This is a genomic window from Streptomyces sp. NPDC097107 (genome assembly GCF_044762405.1).
GTDB classification, from domain to species: Bacteria; Actinomycetota; Actinomycetes; order Streptomycetales; family Streptomycetaceae; genus Streptomyces; species Streptomyces thinghirensis.
Genome location: NZ_JBIWEF010000001.1, coordinates 261,164 through 276,731 on the forward strand (window position 1 = coordinate 261,164; position 15,568 = coordinate 276,731).

Annotated in this window: 13 protein-coding genes and 1 tRNA gene; 10 read left to right on the top strand and 4 right to left on the bottom strand. The window is 69.0% G+C overall.

Going from position 1 to position 15,568, the window contains the following annotated elements; genetic code table 11:
• Positions 1 to 257 precede the first annotated feature (257 nt).
• The 7 genes from ACIQ1J_RS01255 (at position 258) to ACIQ1J_RS01285 (ending at position 7,428) form a co-directional block, all read left to right on the top strand.
• Positions 258 to 776 (top strand): hypothetical protein, encoded by a 519-nt coding sequence (locus tag ACIQ1J_RS01255; RefSeq protein WP_403553052.1) that lies wholly within the window; start codon positions 258 to 260, stop codon positions 774 to 776.
• Positions 773 to 1,372 (top strand): Tat pathway signal sequence domain protein, encoded by a 600-nt coding sequence (locus tag ACIQ1J_RS01260; RefSeq protein ID WP_403553054.1) that lies wholly within the window; start codon positions 773 to 775, stop codon positions 1,370 to 1,372. The genes ACIQ1J_RS01255 and ACIQ1J_RS01260 overlap by 4 nt, the downstream gene beginning before the upstream one ends.
• Positions 1,373 to 1,659: 287 nt before the next feature.
• Entirely contained in the window at positions 1,660 to 2,898 is a 1,239-nt protein-coding gene (locus ACIQ1J_RS01265) for a branched-chain amino acid ABC transporter substrate-binding protein (RefSeq protein ID WP_403553056.1), read from the top strand.
• A gap of 120 nt (positions 2,899 to 3,018) precedes the next feature.
• Positions 3,019 to 3,951 (top strand): branched-chain amino acid ABC transporter permease, encoded by a 933-nt coding sequence (locus ACIQ1J_RS01270; protein WP_403553058.1) that lies wholly within the window; start codon positions 3,019 to 3,021, stop codon positions 3,949 to 3,951.
• A gap of 5 nt (positions 3,952 to 3,956) precedes the next feature.
• Positions 3,957 to 5,780: a branched-chain amino acid ABC transporter permease gene (locus ACIQ1J_RS01275; RefSeq protein WP_403553060.1), complete on the top strand. Its 1,824-nt coding sequence runs from the start codon at positions 3,957 to 3,959 to the stop codon at positions 5,778 to 5,780.
• Positions 5,781 to 5,785: 5 nt separating this feature from the next.
• On the top strand, positions 5,786 to 6,715 hold the full coding sequence (locus tag ACIQ1J_RS01280) for an ABC transporter ATP-binding protein (RefSeq protein WP_403553062.1): 930 nt from the start codon (positions 5,786 to 5,788) through the stop codon (positions 6,713 to 6,715).
• Positions 6,712 to 7,428, top strand: coding sequence for an ABC transporter ATP-binding protein (locus tag ACIQ1J_RS01285; protein ID WP_403553064.1), 717 nt, complete (start codon positions 6,712 to 6,714; stop codon positions 7,426 to 7,428). The genes ACIQ1J_RS01280 and ACIQ1J_RS01285 overlap by 4 nt, the downstream gene beginning before the upstream one ends.
• 74 nt (positions 7,429 to 7,502) lie before the next feature.
• Here ACIQ1J_RS01285 and ACIQ1J_RS01290 read toward each other — a convergent pair whose 3' ends face one another.
• A complete protein-coding gene (locus ACIQ1J_RS01290) occupies positions 7,503 to 8,159 on the bottom strand; it encodes an ANTAR domain-containing response regulator (RefSeq protein ID WP_210959105.1) in 657 nt (218 codons plus the stop codon).
• A 101-nt stretch (positions 8,160 to 8,260) separates the two neighbouring features.
• On the opposite strand from ACIQ1J_RS01290, the gene ACIQ1J_RS01295 reads away from it, so the two are divergent.
• Both ACIQ1J_RS01295 and ACIQ1J_RS01300 read left to right on the top strand, forming a co-directional pair.
• Positions 8,261 to 8,335 (top strand) — tRNA-Leu (locus ACIQ1J_RS01295).
• 106 nt (positions 8,336 to 8,441) lie between these two features.
• Positions 8,442 to 9,218, top strand: coding sequence for a transcriptional regulator (locus ACIQ1J_RS01300; RefSeq protein ID WP_403553066.1), 777 nt, complete (start codon positions 8,442 to 8,444; stop codon positions 9,216 to 9,218).
• An 8-nt stretch (positions 9,219 to 9,226) separates the two neighbouring features.
• On the opposite strand, the gene pyk is transcribed toward ACIQ1J_RS01300, so the two are convergent.
• On the bottom strand, positions 9,227 to 10,663 hold the full coding sequence (gene pyk / locus ACIQ1J_RS01305) for a pyruvate kinase (RefSeq protein WP_403553068.1): 1,437 nt from the start codon (positions 10,661 to 10,663) through the stop codon (positions 9,227 to 9,229).
• 214 nt (positions 10,664 to 10,877) lie between these two features.
• Between pyk and ACIQ1J_RS01310 the strand changes: the two genes are divergently transcribed.
• Positions 10,878 to 12,683 (top strand): bifunctional metallophosphatase/5'-nucleotidase, encoded by a 1,806-nt coding sequence (locus ACIQ1J_RS01310; RefSeq protein WP_403553070.1) that lies wholly within the window; start codon positions 10,878 to 10,880, stop codon positions 12,681 to 12,683.
• A gap of 24 nt (positions 12,684 to 12,707) precedes the next feature.
• On the opposite strand, the gene ACIQ1J_RS01315 is transcribed toward ACIQ1J_RS01310, so the two are convergent.
• Both ACIQ1J_RS01315 and ACIQ1J_RS01320 read right to left on the bottom strand, forming a co-directional pair.
• The gene (locus ACIQ1J_RS01315) at positions 12,708 to 14,120 is read right to left on the bottom strand and encodes a lysine N(6)-hydroxylase/L-ornithine N(5)-oxygenase family protein (RefSeq protein ID WP_403553072.1); all 1,413 of its coding nucleotides are present in this window, start codon (positions 14,118 to 14,120) and stop codon (positions 12,708 to 12,710) included.
• Entirely contained in the window at positions 14,117 to 15,496 is a 1,380-nt protein-coding gene (locus tag ACIQ1J_RS01320) for a pyridoxal phosphate-dependent decarboxylase family protein (protein ID WP_403553074.1), read from the bottom strand. The genes ACIQ1J_RS01315 and ACIQ1J_RS01320 overlap by 4 nt, the downstream gene beginning before the upstream one ends.
• Positions 15,497 to 15,568: the final 72 nt, after the last annotated feature.

Below are 15,568 nucleotides of genomic sequence, written 5' to 3' on the forward strand. Positions count from 1 at the left end.
TCCGCGCAACGCTGTCGGCGCCCGCGCAACGCCGCCGGCGCCCGCGCAACGCCGCCGGCGCCCGCGCATCAGGCCACGCGTCCCTACCCGGCCACACGTCCCTACCCGGCCACGGGCTCCCGCCACCCACGGCGCTGCTCCCGACCAAGGAATACCGCCCCTCACGGCGCCCCTCCCGGCCACGGACTGCCACCACCCCTTGTGTCGCTCCCGGCCACGGCATTGCTCCCGGGCGCCCGGCGCCCTAGCTTCAGGGCATGGGACGGGGAATGGCCCCCTGGCCGGGGGCGGGGGCTCGGCGGTTCCGGTCCGCGCGCGGACTGCTCGCTCTGGTGCTGACACCGCCGGCCGCCGCCCTGGCGGTCGGCTGCGGCAACTCCGGCGCCGAAAGGCCCGGTCCCGGCGACACCGCCCGACCGGCCGCGTCGGCGCCCGCATCCGCACTCGCACCCGCACCCGCACCCGCACCCAGATCCGCATCCGCGCCCGCATCCACATCCGCACAAGGCAGCCTCTCCCCCGAGGAGTTGTGCACGAGCGCCGTCGGCCACTGGGCACACGAGATACTGGCCGGCAGCACCCCCTACGGCGACTACCAGTCGATGGGACTGTCCAACGCGCAGTACGACATCCTGCGGAAGGTCGTGGACGCCGCACAGGCCGCGAAGCGCGACCAAGGCCCCCGAGCAGCCGGAGAGTTGATCGACCGCCAGGTACGCGACTCCTGCGCCGAGCACTACCGCTCCGGCCCCCCGGGCGACGGCCCGTGGCAGTGAGCGGCACCGGCCCCGTCGAGCCGGGCGAGGGCACCCACGACCGGGGCGGCCCGGACGCTCCCCGGCCACCCACCCGGCACAGTGGACGGCCCGCCCGGTACTACGACCGCCACCGCCGGGCGGTCCTCACCACCGCCGCGGCCGTCATGACCCTGGCGGGCGGCGGCTATCTGTACGCCGGCCGACCGCAGCCTCCTCCCCCGCCCCCGCCGCCACACCCTTCCCAGGCGGTCGACCTCGACTACCTGGACGCGGTGCCCGCCCCCGGCGACGACTTCAGTTTCGCCGTGCGGCTGAGCGTGCGGTCCGGCCCGCCCGTCACCGTGACACGACTCGACCAGCCCTACGCCGGCATCTCGATGACCGCGTCACCCGCCGCGCCTTTCCAGACAAAGGCGCATTCCGCCCGCAAGATCATCGTCACTCTTCGGGTGACGGAATGCGTAAAAGCGCCACGGAACCTCTCCCTCCCTTTCCTGCATGTAACGCTGCGTAATGCGCGCGCAATACAAGCCCACAGTTTCATCCTGGGGACGCACTATGCACAGGACCTCTCCCACGCCCTCGAGGTCGCTTGCGGCAACGATTCCAGGTAATCACCAAAACACCCCAGACGCCTGAACACAGGCGGCCGGTCCTGCAAGTTCTCACCATGCGGACAGGGCGAATCGGATGGAATTCCGCGGTTCTTCCCATCCAGTACCGCTCTGCATTACCCCGTGTCATAACAAGAGCGTCACAGCATGAGTCAGACCCTCCTCCACGTTCCCCACACACGCTTAGAGTCACGGCCAGTCACCGCGCCGTCCGATTGTCACTTCGGCCCAGCGCTCGACTCGGCCGCCTCCACGGGGAAGCGGCTGTGCCAGGGAAAGGACTGATCGTGCGTCAACGTTCGCTCATCGCCATCACCGCCGCTCTGGCGGCGGGAGCACTCACCCTCACCGCCTGCGGCTCGCGCGACGACGACGGCGGCTCGGACTCCGGCAACGGCGGCGGCGGTGGCACCACCGTCGTCATCGGCGTCGACGCCCCGCTGACCGGCGACCTGTCCGCGCTGGGCCTCGGCATCAAGAACTCGGTGGACCTCGCGGCCAAGACCGCCAACAAGGACAAGCACGTCGAGGGCATAACCTTCAAGGTCGAAGCCCTGGACGACCAGGGCCAGCCCTCCGTGGGCCAGCAGAACGCCAGCCAGTTCGTCGCCAACGACGAGGTCCTCGGCGTCGTCGGCCCGCTGAACTCCTCGGTCGGCGAGTCCATGCAGCAGGTCTTCGAGTCCGGCAACATGGCCCTGATCTCCCCGGCCAACACCGGCCCCTCGCTGACCCAGGGCCCCGACTGGCGCACCGAGAAGAAGCGCCCGTTCAAGACCTACTTCCGCACCGCGACCACCGACGCCATCCAGGGTCCGTTCGCCGCGCAGTACGTCTTCAACGACTTCAAGAAGACGAAGGCCTTCGTCATCGACGACAAGAAGACCTACGGCGCGGGCCTCGCCGGCACCTTCACCGACGAGTTCAAGAAGCTCGGCGGCAAGGTCGTCGGAACAGAGCACATCAACCCGGACACCAAGGACTTCTCCGCGGTCGCCACCAAGGTCAAGAACTCGGGCGCCGACGTCGTCTACTACGGCGGCGAATACCCGCAGGCCGGCCCGCTCAGCAAGCAGATCAAGGGCACCGGCGCCAAGATTCCGCTGGTCGGCGGTGACGGAATCTACAGCGCCGACTTCATCAAGCTCGCCGGCGCCGGCGGCACCGGCGACCTGGCCACCTCCGTCGGCGCGCCCGTCGAGGAACTGCCCTCCGCCAAGGAATTCGTCGCCAACTACAAGGCCGGCGGCTACAAGGAGCCCTTCGAGGCCTACGGCGGCTACTCCTACGACTCCGCCTGGGCCATCATCGAGGCCGTCAAGACGGTCGTCGAGAAGAACGACGGCAAGCTCCCCGACGACGCCCGGGGCCAGGTCGTCGAGGCCATGCAGAACGTCTCCTTCGACGGAGTGACCGGCAAGGTCTCCTTCGACGAGTTCGGTGACGCCACGAACAAGCAGCTGACCGTCTACGCCGTCGAGAACGGCGACTGGAAGGCCGTGAAGTCCGGCACCTACACCGGCTGACTCGTCCGACGGGACACCCGCACCACCCAGAGCCGCGCGGGGCGCTTCTTCACAGGCGCCCCGCGCGGACTCACACCCGGCCACATCCGACGAACATCCGAACCTCTCGGAGGACATGCGGTGAACGAACTGCCGCAGCAGCTGGTCAACGGCCTGCTACTGGGATCCATGTACGGGCTGATCGCCATTGGCTACACGATGGTCTACGGCATCGTCCAGCTCATCAACTTCGCCCACGGCGAGATCTTCATGACCGGCGCCTTCGGCGCGCTCACGGTCTACATCTACATCCTGCCCGACGGCACCTCCATGCTGATCGCCCTGCCCCTGATGATCCTCGGCGCAGTGATCGTCTCGGTGACCGTCGCCATCGGGGCTGAACGTTTCGCCTACCGCCCCCTGCGCGGCGGCCCCCGCCTCGCCCCGCTCATCACCGCCATCGGCCTCTCCCTCGCCCTCCAGCAGGCGGTCTGGGCCTGGTACCCCGACGCGAAGTCCGCCCGCACCTTCCCCCAGATCGACGGCGGCCCCTTCCACATCGGCAGCGTCACCCTGCAGACCGGCAGCATCTTCCTCCTCATCGCCGCCCCCGTCAGCATGGCCTTCCTCGGCTACTTCGTCATGAAGACCCGCACCGGACGCGGCATGCAGGCCACCGCCCAGGACCCCGACACCGCCAAACTCATGGGCGTCAACACCGACCGCATCATCGTGATCGCGTTCGCCCTCGGCGCCGTCTTCGCCGCCATCGGCGGAGTCGCCTACGGCCTGGAATACGGCCACGTCGACTTCAAGATGGGCTTCATCCTCGGACTCAAGGCCTTCACCGCGGCCGTCCTCGGCGGCATCGGCAACATCTACGGCGCCATGATCGGCGGTGTCGTCCTCGGCGTCGCCGAAACCCTGGCCACCGCCTACATCGGCGACATCCCCGGCCTCGGCCAGTTCGGCAGCCAGTCCTGGGCAGACGTCTGGGCCTTCATCCTCCTCATCCTTGTGCTGTTGTTCAGGCCACAGGGCCTGCTCGGCGAGCGCGTCGCGGACAGGGCGTGACACCGATGACCACACAAACCACCGAGAAGACCCCGAACACCCCCGCCACCGGCGCGGCGACCGGCCTCATCGGCATCCCACCGCACCTCGGACGCGCCCTCGCCACCGGCGGCGGCCTCCTCACCATCGTCTCCACCTTCCTCGCCTGGACCTGGACCGCCGCCTTCCCCGGCGACCTCACCGTCTACGGCTACCCGGGCGGCCTACAGGTCCTCGTCCTCATCGGCGGCGCCCTCACCACCCTCTTCGGCCTCTCCTCCTACGGCGTCAAAGGCCTCCGCTGGCTCACCCCCGCCGGCGCCGACGCCGCACTGAGGTTCGCCGCACTCGCCACCTTCGCGACCACCTGGTACGCCGTCCTCGCCATCAGCCTCCAGCTCGGCGGCCTGGTCAACCTCGAACCCGGCGCCTACATCGCCGCGATCGTCACCCTCACAACCCTCCTCGGCGCCCTCGCCCTCCCCTTCGAGCGCCCCGCACCCGACCCCATCGACCCCGACGAGACCGGCTGGAGCCTCGCCAAACACCGCGCCGGCCACGGCTGGCAGACCGTCAAAGCCGCCTTCGCCGCCGGCGAGCCCGGCCCCGTACGCGCCCTGCCCTCCTACGCCGAGATCCTCATCATCGTCGCGGTCCTCGCCGTCTGCCTCACCGTCTTCACCTACGGCATCGGCACCGAGTACGACGAACTCTTCGTCGGCTTCCTGATCACGGCCGGATTCGGCTTCGCGGCCGCCCACAAGGCGGGCCTCATCCGCCAGGCCACCCAGATCACCGCACGGCACCAGACCATCACCATCTGGGGCGCCTTCGTCGCCGCCGCGCTGTTCCCCTTCACCCAGACCGACGACCAGTACGCCACCATCGGCGTCTACATCCTGATCTTCGCCACCGTCGCCCTCGGCCTCAACATCGTCGTCGGCCTCGCCGGCCTCCTCGACCTCGGCTACGTCGCCTTCCTCGGCGTCGGCGCCTACGCCGCCGCCCTGGTCTCCGGCTCCCCCAGCTCCCCCTTCGGCGTCCACTTCCCCTTCTGGGCCGCCGTCCTCGTCGGTGCCGCCGCCTCACTCATCTTCGGCGTACTGATCGGCGCCCCCACGCTGCGGCTGCGCGGCGACTACCTCGCCATCGTGACCCTCGGCTTCGGAGAAATCTTCCGCATCGCCGTCCTCAACATGGACGGCACCTCCGGACCCGACATCACCAACGGCTCCAACGGCATCTCCGCCGTACCGGACCTGAAGATCCTCGGATTCGACCTCGGCGCCCGACACGACATCCTCGGCGTCACCATCGGCCGGTTCGCCAACTACTTCTTCCTGATGCTCATCATCACCGCCGTCGTCGTCCTCGTCTTCCGACGCAGCAGCGACTCCCGCATCGGCCGGGCCTGGGTCGCCATCCGCGAGGACGAGACCGCCGCCCTCGCCATGGGCATCAACGGCTTCCGCGTCAAACTGATCGCGTTCGCCGTCGGCGCCGCCCTCGCCGGCCTCGCCGGCACCGTCCAGGCACACGTCACCTACACCGTGACCCCCGAGCAATACCTCTTCGCCGGCACGACACCCCCCAACTCCGCGTTCCTGCTCGCCGCGGTCGTCCTCGGCGGCATGGGCACCATCGGCGGGCCCCTCCTCGGCGCCGCACTGCTCTTCCTCATCCCCAACAAGCTCCAGTTCCTCGGCGACTACCAGCTCCTCGCCTTCGGACTCGCGCTCGTCCTGCTCATGCGGTTCCGACCCGAAGGCCTCATCCCCAACCGGCGCCGCCAACTGGAGTTCCACGACAAGGCCGAAGCGCCCGCAGTCCTCGGCAAGACAGGGGCCTGACCACCATGACCACCGACACCACCACCAAGGACACCACCCCGGGCGCCCCCACCCCCGGCAGCACCGTCCTCGACGCCCGCGGCGTCACCATGCGCTTCGGCGGACTCACCGCCGTCAACGGCGTCGACCTCACCGTCAACAGCGGCGAGATCGTCGGCCTCATCGGCCCCAACGGCGCCGGCAAAACCACCTTCTTCAACTGCCTGACGGGCCTCTACACACCCACCGAGGGCGAAGTCCGCTACAAGGACCAGATACTGCCCGCCAAGTCCTTCAAGGTCACGGCCGCCGGCATCGCCCGAACCTTCCAGAACATCCGCCTCTTCGCCAACATGACCGTCCTGGAAAACGTCCTCGTCGGCCGCCACACCCGCACCAAAGAAGGCTTCTGGTCAGCCGTCCTGCGCGGCCCCGGCTTCCACAGAGCCGAGGCCACCTCCCGCGAACGCGCCACGGAACTACTGGAGTTCGTCGGCCTCGCCGAAAAGGCCGGACACCTCGCACGGAACCTGCCCTACGGCGAACAGCGCAAGCTCGAAATCGCCCGCGCCCTCGCCAGCGAACCCGGCCTGCTCCTCCTGGACGAGCCCACGGCAGGCATGAACCCCCAGGAGACACGCGCCACCGAGGAACTCGTCTTCGCCATCCGAGACCAGGGCACCGCCGTCCTCGTCATCGAGCACGACATGCGCTTCATCTTCAACCTCTGCGACCGCGTCGCCGTCCTCGTACAGGGCGAGAAGCTCATCGAGGGCGACAGCGCGACCGTCCAGGGCGACGAGCGGGTCATCGCCGCCTACCTCGGCGAACCCCTCGCGAACGACCCCGGCGCCGCGGAAGCCGCCGAAGTGGAAGCCGCCGAAGCCCACGCCCAAGCCGAGGCCCAGGCAGACACCACCACGGACACCGCGGCCGGCAAGGAGAACGACCGATGACCGCACTGCTCGAGGTCGAGGACCTCCGCGTCGCCTACGGCAAGATCGAAGCCGTCAAAGGCATCTCCTTCACAGTCGACGCCGGCGAAGTCGTCACCCTCATCGGCACCAACGGCGCCGGCAAGACCACCACCCTGCGCACCCTCTCCGGCCTCCTCAAGCCGGTCGGCGGACAGATCAGGTTCGGCGGCAAGTCACTCAAGAAGGTCCCCGCCCACCAGGTCGTCTCCCTGGGACTCGCCCACTCCCCCGAGGGCCGGCACATCTTCCCCCGCATGACCATCGAGGACAACCTCCGCCTCGGCGCCTTCCTCCGCAACGACAAACCAGGCATCGAGAAGGACATCCAGCGCGCCTACGACCTCTTCCCCATCCTCGGCGAGCGCCGAAAGCAGGCCGCGGGCACCCTCTCCGGCGGCGAACAGCAAATGCTCGCCATGGGCCGCGCCCTCATGTCCCAGCCCAAACTGCTCATGCTCGACGAACCCTCCATGGGCCTCTCACCGATCATGATGCAGAAGATCATGACAACGGTCGCCGAGCTGAAGTCCCAGGGCACCACCATCCTGCTCGTCGAGCAGAACGCCCAGGCCGCCCTCTCCCTCGCCGACCACGGCCACGTCATGGAAGTCGGCAACATCGTCCTGTCCGGCAGCGGACAGGACCTCCTCCACGACGAATCGGTCCGCAAGGCCTACCTCGGCGAGGACTGAGCCGACCAGTCGCACAACGAGGCCCGCGCCCCCGATGGGGACGCGGGCCTCGTACACGCTCCGGGCGCGGGCGCTCAGCCCTTGGACGCCTTCTTCTCCTCAGCGTCCTGAATGACCGCCTCCGCCACCTGCTGCATCGACATCCGCCGGTCCATCGACGTCTTCTGAATCCACCGGAACGCCGCCGGCTCCGTCAGGCCGTACTCCGTCTGCAACACCGACTTCGCCCGGTCCACCAGCTTCCGGGTCTCCAGCCGCAGACTGAGGTCCGCGACCTCCTTCTCCAGCGCCTTCAGCTCCGTGAACCGCGAGACGGCCATCTCGATCGCCGGTACGACGTCACTTTTGCTGAACGGCTTCACCAGATACGCCATCGCACCGGCGTCCCGGGCACGCTCCACCAGGTCGCGCTGCGAGAACGCGGTCAGCATCAGCACCGGCGCGATGCTCTCCTCGGCGATCTTCTCGGCGGCCGAGATGCCGTCCATCTTGGGCATCTTCACGTCGAGGATCACCAGGTCGGGCCTGTGCTCCCGGGCCAGCTCCACGGCCTCCTCACCGTCACCGGCCTCGCCGACGACGGAATACCCCTCCTCCTCCAGCATCTCTTTGAGATCCAGCCGGATCAGGGCCTCGTCCTCGGCGATGACAACACGGGTCGTCAGCGGAGGCACGTGCGACTGGTCGTCTTCGGGCACGTCTACGGGCTGGGGCGACTCGGGGGCGGTCACGTGGGGCTCCTCGTTCGGGGCAGGGGCACTGCTGACAAGAGCCTACCTAGCTGCGGTAAGGTGGACGCGCGGAGGGTGAGGGGAAACCTTCGATTCCGCGGGCCCCGGTAGCCCAATTGGCAGCAGGCAATGGATTCAAAACCCATACAGTGTCGGTTCGAGTCCGACCCGGGGCACTTTTCCTTGTTTTCCAAGGTTACCGTCACCAAGTGGATGTCCACGTTCTCGTGAACATCCACTTTTTACTGTGTGTCGCTGCGGCCATCGCCACAGGATGGCCGCATGTACGACACCAGCACACGCAAGCGGGCACTGGCACTGGTGGCACAAGGACGGAGCCTGAACTCCGTCAGCAAAGAGACCGGCATATCTCACGCCGCCATCCGCTCGTGGCAGACGCGCATCGAGCCTCTGCCACGTATGCGGCAGACCTCCTGCTCACTGTGCGGTCCGACGGCCGATCCGCCTGAAGACAGAGCGGCATACTCCTACCTACTCGGCCTCTATCTCGGCGATGGCTGCATCAGTCCCGGCATGCGCTCGGGCTACTTCCTCCGGATCGCGTGCGCCAATGCGTGGCCCGGCCTCATCAATGCGCGCGCTACCGCCATCGAAGCCGTCAATCCCAGTGGGAAGGCGTACCGAGTCCGAGCCGTCGGATACACCTCTGTGGTCGGCCACAGCGGCCACTGGCCCTGCTTCTTCCCCCAACACGGCCCCGGAAAGAAGCACGACCGCCGGATTGTTCCCGCCCCTTGGCAACAGGCAATCGTCAACGCTCACCCCTGGGACTTCATCCGGGGCCTAGTCCACTCCGACGGCTGCCGTATCACCAACTGGACGACCCGACTCGTCGGCGGTGAGCGCAAGCGTTACGAATACCCTCGGTACCTCGTCACCAACACGTCGACCGACATCGTCAGTCTCTTCACCACCGCCCTCGACCGCGTTGGCGTGGAGTGGAAGTCACTCAAGCAAAGCCGTACGGCCGTCACCATCTCCGTCGCCCGCAAAGCCTCCGTAGCCCTCATGGACGCCCACGTCGGCCCCAAGTACTGACGACGGGCCTATCGGGGACTGTCGTCCTCACCGATGTGGTGCACCCGGACCAAGTTCGTCGTACCGGAGACCCCCGGCGGCGAGCCGGCCGTGATGACCACGACGTCGCCCTTCTCGCAGCGCCCGTAGCGGGTGAGGAGTTCGTCCACCTGGTCGACCATCGCGTCCGTGGAGTCTGCGTGGGGGCCGAGGAAGGTCTCCACGCCCCAGGTCAGGCTGAGCTGTGAGCGTGTCGCCGGCTCGGGGGTGAAGGCGAGCAGCGGGATGGGCGAGCGGTAGCGGGAGAGGCGGCGGACGGTGTCGCCGGACTGGGTGAAGGCGACCAGGTACTTCGCGCCGAGGAAGTCGCCGATCTCCGCTGCCGCGCGGGCGACGGCGCCGCCCTGGGTGCGGGGTTTGTTGCGCTCGGTCAGCGGGGGCAGGCCCTTGGCGAGGATGTCCTCCTCGGCCGCCTCGACGATCTTGGCCATGGTGCGCACGGTGTCGGTGGCGTGTTTGCCGACGCTGGTCTCGCCGGACAGCATGACGGCGTCCGTGCCGTCGATGACGGCGTTGGCGACGTCGGAGGCCTCGGCGCGGGTGGGCCGGGCGTTGTCGATCATGGAGTCGAGCATCTGGGTGGCGACGATGACGGGTTTGGCGTTGCGCTTGGCGAGTTTGATGGCGCGCTTTTGGACGATGGGGACCTGTTCGAGGGGCATTTCGACGCCGAGGTCGCCGCGGGCGACCATGATGCCGTCGAAGGCGGCGACGATGTCCTCGATGTTCTCGACGGCCTGTGGTTTCTCGACCTTGGCGATGACGGGGAGGCGGCGGCCCTCTTCGTCCATGATGCGGTGGACGTCGAGGACGTCGCGTCCGCTGCGGACGAAGGAGAGGGCGATGGTGTCGAAGCCGTTGCGCAGTGCCCAGCGCAGGTCGTCCTCGTCCTTCTTGGAGAGGGCGGGGACGGACACGGCGACGCCGGGGAGGTTGAGGCCCTTGTGGTCGGAGACCATGCCGCCCTCGATCACCGTCGTACGCACCCTGGGGCCGTCGACGTCGGTGACCTCCAGGCAGACCTTGCCGTCGTCGACGAGGATGCGTTCGCCGGGGGTGACGTCGGTGGCGAGGCCGGCGTAGGTGGTGCCGCAGGTGTGGCGGTCGCCGTGGGCGCCTTCTTCGACGGTGATGGTGAAGGTGTCGCCGCGTTCGAGGAGTACGGGGCCTTCGGTGAAGTGGCCGAGCCGGATCTTCGGGCCCTGAAGGTCGGCGAGGGTGCCGACGCTGCGGCCGGTTTCGTCGGACGCCTTTCGGACTCGGTGGTAGCGCTCTTCGTGTTCGGCGTGGGTGCCGTGGCTGAAGTTGAAGCGGGCGATGTCCATGCCGGCGTCGACCAGGTCTTTGATCTGGTCGTATGTGTCGGTGGCGGGCCCAAGAGTGCAGACGATCTTTGCTCGGCGCATGGGTCGAGCCTATGACTTACCGACCGGTAGCGAATTGGCCACGCATGACCACTCAACCAGCTTTCGGTAAAGGGTTATTGACAAGTGTTGAATTGTGCGCCGGGCCGCTCCGATGAGCATTCGAGTCGGCTCTCACCCTTGACAGGCGCCATGTTCAGGACAGAATCTACGCGCGTCGCCAATGATGGGCACGGGTCACCGAGGAGAGTCAGCCATGCCGTTGAACCGCCGGAAGTTCCTGAGCAGGTCCGCCGTGACGGGGGCGGGTGTCGCGCTGGCCGGCGCGGCGGCGGCTCCGGCGGCCGGGGCGGCCCCCGCGCACCGGGGCCGCGGGAAGCCGAAGCGGTACGCGCTGACGGTGCTGGGCACCACCGACCTGCACGGGCACGTCTTCAACTGGGACTACTTCAAGGACGCCGAGCACGCGGACGCGGCGGGCAACGCCCAGGGCCTGGCCCGTGTCTCCACACTGGTGAACCAGGTCCGTGAGGAGAAGGGCCGCCGCAACACGCTGCTGCTGGACGCGGGCGACACCATCCAGGGCACCCCGCTGACGTACTACTACGCGAAGGTCGACCCGATCACCGCCGAGGGCGGCCCGGTGCATCCGATGGCGCAGGCGATGAACGAGATCGGGTACGACGCGGTGGCGCTCGGCAATCACGAGTTCAACTACGGCATCGAGACGCTGCGGAAGTTCGAGGAGCAGTGCGATTTTCCGCTGCTCGGGGCGAACGCGGTGGACGCGAAGACGCTGAAGCCGGCGTTCCCGCCGTACTTCATGAAGACGTTCCGGGTGAAGGGCGCGCCGCCGGTGAAGGTGGCGGTGCTGGGGTTGACCAATCCTGGCATCGCGATCTGGGACAAGGCGTATGTGCAGGGGAAGCTGGCGTTCCCCGGTCTTGAGGAGCAGGCGGCGAAGTGGGTGCCGAAGCTGCGTTCGATGGGTGCGGACGTGGTGGTGGTGTCGGCGCATTCCGGGTCGTCGGGCACGTCGTCCTACGGTGATCAGGTCCCGTACGTGGAGAACGCGGCGGCCAATGTGGCCAGGCAGGTGCCGGGCATCGACGCGATCCTCGTGGGGCACGCGCACACGGAGATCGCGGAGCTGAAGGTGGTGAACGAGGAGACCGGGAAGACGGTCGTGCTGTCGGAGCCGCTGTGCTACGCCGAGCGGCTCACCCTCTTCGACTTCGAGCTGGTCTTCGAGCGGGGCCACTGGCGGGTGGAGTCGGTCAAGGCGTCGCTTCGGAACTCGAACACCGTCGGGGACGATCCCCGGATCACGAAGCTGCTCACGGACGAGCACGCGAAGGTCGTGGCGTACGTGAACCAGGTGGTCGGCACGGCCACCGAGACGTTGACGACGGTGGAGGCGCGCTACAAGGACGCGCCGATCATCGACCTGATCACCAAGGTCCAGGAGGACGTGGTCAGGGAGGCGCTGGCGGGTACGGAGTACGCGTCGCTGCCGGTGCTGGCGCAGGCGTCGCCCTTCTCGCGGACGTCCGCGATCCCGGCCGGGGACGTGACGATCCGGGACCTGTCGAGTCTGTACGTGTACGACAACACCCTGGTGGCCAAGCTGATGACGGGTGCCCAGTTGCGGGCGTACCTGGAGTACTCGGCGGAGTACTACGTCCGTACGGCGGCCGGCGCGCCGGTGGACGTGGACGAGCTGACCAACGCGGGCGGCCGCCCGGATTACAACTACGACTACGTGTCGGGGCTGACGTACGAGATCGACATCGCGCGGGCTGCCGGTTCGCGGGTCAGGAATCTCACGTATGCCGGGGCTCCACTGGACGACGCGCGGCAGTTCGTGCTGGCGGTGAACAACTACCGGGCCAACGGCGGTGGTGCGTTCCCGCATGTGGCGTCGGCCAGGGAGTTGTGGGCGGAGTCGACGGAGATCCGTACGCGGATCGCCGAGTGGGTGACGGCGAAGGGTGTGCTGGATCCGGAGGACTTCGCTTCCGTCGGCTGGTCGTTGACGCGGGATGGTGTGCCGGTGTTCTGAGTCCGTCTTTCGGCCGGGGCGGCCTCAGATTCCGTCCGCCAGCGGGGTGAGCGTCCGGTGTCGGCGCGCGGCCGGGATCCGGGGTTGTCCGTGTTCGAGGCCGAAGGTGGTGAAGGCGGTGCGGCCGGGCAGCGGGTAGGGCTCCTGTCCGGTCAGGTCGTTGAGGATGGTCGCGCTGCGCCAGGCGGCGAGGCCGAGGTCGGGGGCGCCGACTCCGTGGGTGTGTGTTTCGGCGTTCTGGACGTAGACCCGGCCGGTGACGGAGGGGTCGAGGACGAGGCGGAAGCGTTCGTCGACGCGGGGGCGTTCGTGGTTGTCGCGCCGCATGTAGGGGTCGAGTCCGGCGAGGACGCGGCCGAGGGGGCGTTCGCGGTAGCCGGTGGCGAGGACGACGGCGCCGGTGGTGAGGCGGGTGCGGGTCTGCTGCTGGGCGTGTTCGAGGTGCAGTTCGACTTTGGTGGTGGAGATGCGGCCGGCGGTGCGGACGTGGACGCCGGGGGTGAGGACGGTGTCGGGCCAGCCGCCGTCGAGGGTGCGCCGGTAGAGCTCGTCGTGGATGGCGGCGGTGGTGTCGGCGTCGATGCCCTTGTGGAGTTGCCATTGGGAGGCGACGAGCCGGTCGCGGGCGGGTTCGGTCAGGCCGTGGAAGTAGCGGGTGTAGTCGGGGGTGAAGTGCTCCAGGCCGAGTTTGGAGTACTCCATGGGTGCGAAGGCCTCGGTGCGGCCGAGCCAGTGCAGCTTCTCCCGGCCGGGGGGCCGGTGGCGGAGCAGGTCGAGGAAGATCTCCGCGCCGGACTGGCCGGTGCCGATGACGGTGATGTGTTCGGCGGCGAGGAGTGTCTCGCGGTGGTCGAGGTAGTCGGCGGCGTGGACGACGGGGACGCCGGGGGCGTCGACGAGGGGTCTGAGCGGGTCGGGGACGTGGGGCTCGGTGCCGACGCCGAGGACGACGTTGCGGGTGTGTGTGCGGCCGAGGGCTGCGGCTTCTCCGTCGGTGTCGAGTTGGGTGTAGTCGACTTCGAAGAGGTCGCGTTCGGGGTTCCAGCGGACGGCGTCGACCTGGTGGTGGAAGTGGAGGGTGGGGAGGTTTTCGGCGACCCAGCGGCAGTACGCGTCGTATTCGGCGCGCTGGATGTGGAAGCGTTCGGCGAAGTAGAAGGGGAAGAGGCGTTCTCGGGCCCGGAGGTGGTTGAGGAAGGTCCAGGGGCTGGCCGGGTCGGCGAGGGTGACCAGGTCGGCGAGGAAGGGCACTTGGACGCGTGCGCCGTCGATGAGCAGGCCGGGGTGCCAGTGGAAGGCGGGGCGCTGGTCGTAGAAGGCGGTGTCGAGGCCGGTGAGGGGGTCGGCGAGCGCGGCGAGGGAGAGGTTGAAGGGGCCGATGCCGATGCCGACGAGGTCGCGGGGGGTGTCGGGCGCGGGGTGCGGGGTGGTGTTCATTGCGGGGCGGGTCCTTCCGGGGGGTTTTCCGCACGGGTTACGAGGGTCAGGAGGGTGGCCAGGTCGTCGGGCCGGGTGTGGGGGTTGAGCAGGGTCGCCTTGAGCCAGAGCCGGCCGTCGGCGCGGGCGCGGCCGAGGACGGCGCCGCCGGTGGTGAGCAGGGTGCGGCGTACGGCGGCGACGGCTTCGTCGGTGGCGTGGGCGGGCCGGAAGAGCACGGTGCTGATGGTGGGCGGGGCGTGCAGTTCGAAGCCGGGGTGGTCGTGGACGAGGGCGGCGAACCGTTCGGCGAGCAGGCAGACGTCGTCGACGAGTGCGCCGAGGCCGCTGCGTCCCAGGGTTTTGAGGGTGACGGCGATCTTGAGGATGTCGGGGCGGCGGCTGGTGCGCGGGGAGCGGCCGAGGAGGTCGGGGAGCCCGGCGTCGGTGTCGTCGTCGGCGTTGAGGTAGTGGGCGCGGTGGTGGAGCGCGGTGAGGTCGGTGGCGTCCGCGACGGTGAGGAGGCCGGCGGCGATCGGCTGCCAGCCGAGTTTGTGCAGGTCGAGGGCGACGGTGTGGGCGGCGTCCAGTCCGGCCAGTTTGGGGCGGTGGCGGTCGCTGAGGAGGAGGCCTCCGCCGTAGGCGGCGTCCACGTGCAGGCGGGCGTCGTGGGCGGCGCAGCGGTCGGCGATTTCGGGCAGGGGGTCGATGAGTCCGGCGTCGGTGGTGCCGGCGGTGGCGACGACGAGGTGTGGTCCGGGGACCTGGGTGAGGGCTTCGTCGAGGGCGGCGGGGTCGAGGGTGCCGGCGGGGGCGGGGACGACGACGGGTTCGGGCAGGCCAAGGAGCCAGGCTGCGCGGGGCACCGAGTGGTGGGCGTTGGCTCCGTGGATGAGCCGCAGGCCCGCGCCGTGCGCTTCGCGGGCGAGCAGGACGGCGAGTTGGTTGGACTCGGTGCCGCCGGTGGTGACGACGGCGTCGGTGGCGCCGGCCTGGCGGGCCAGGGTGCGGGTGACGAGGGTTTCCAGCGCGGAGGCGGCGGGTGCCTGGTCCCAGGAGTCGAGGGACGGGTTGAGGACGCTCGCGGCCAGGTCGGCTGCGGTGGCGACGGCGAGGGGCGGGCCGTGCAGGTGGGCGGCGCACAGTGGGTGGGCGGGGTCGGCGGCGCCCTCGGCGAGGGCGGTGACCAGGACGCGGAGCGCCTCGGGTTCGCCGAGTCGGGGCAGGATTTCGCCGGCCGCGTCGGCCACCCGGGCGGTGACGGCGTCGGGGCCGCCCGCTGGCAGTGGTCCTGCGCGGGTGGCGGCGCCGGTGCGCAGCGCGTCGAGCACGGTGTCGAGCAGGGGTCGCAGGGCGTCGGGGCCGTGCGGGCCCGAGGCGAGGGGCGGCAGGCCCATGGCTGTCCTCCGGGCGTGGGGACGAGGGAGTTCCAGCTTGTACGCGGATGAGCGCGTACGCCCGGACAGCCC

Coding starts and splice junctions, on each gene's coding strand:
- ACIQ1J_RS01255 (WP_403553052.1), top strand. CDS start 258: ATGGGACGGGGAATGGCCCCCTGGCCGGGGGCGGGGGCTCGGCGGTTC.
- ACIQ1J_RS01320 (WP_403553074.1), bottom strand. CDS start 15,496: ATGGGCCTGCCGCCCCTCGCCTCGGGCCCGCACGGCCCCGACGCCCTG.
- ACIQ1J_RS01310 (WP_403553070.1), top strand. CDS start 10,878: ATGCCGTTGAACCGCCGGAAGTTCCTGAGCAGGTCCGCCGTGACGGGG.
- ACIQ1J_RS01280 (WP_403553062.1), top strand. CDS start 5,786: ATGACCACCGACACCACCACCAAGGACACCACCCCGGGCGCCCCCACC.
- ACIQ1J_RS01315 (WP_403553072.1), bottom strand. CDS start 14,120: ATGAACACCACCCCGCACCCCGCGCCCGACACCCCCCGCGACCTCGTC.
- pyk (WP_403553068.1), bottom strand. CDS start 10,663: ATGCGCCGAGCAAAGATCGTCTGCACTCTTGGGCCCGCCACCGACACA.
- ACIQ1J_RS01285 (WP_403553064.1), top strand. CDS start 6,712: ATGACCGCACTGCTCGAGGTCGAGGACCTCCGCGTCGCCTACGGCAAG.
- ACIQ1J_RS01300 (WP_403553066.1), top strand. CDS start 8,442: ATGTACGACACCAGCACACGCAAGCGGGCACTGGCACTGGTGGCACAA.
- ACIQ1J_RS01275 (WP_403553060.1), top strand. CDS start 3,957: ATGACCACACAAACCACCGAGAAGACCCCGAACACCCCCGCCACCGGC.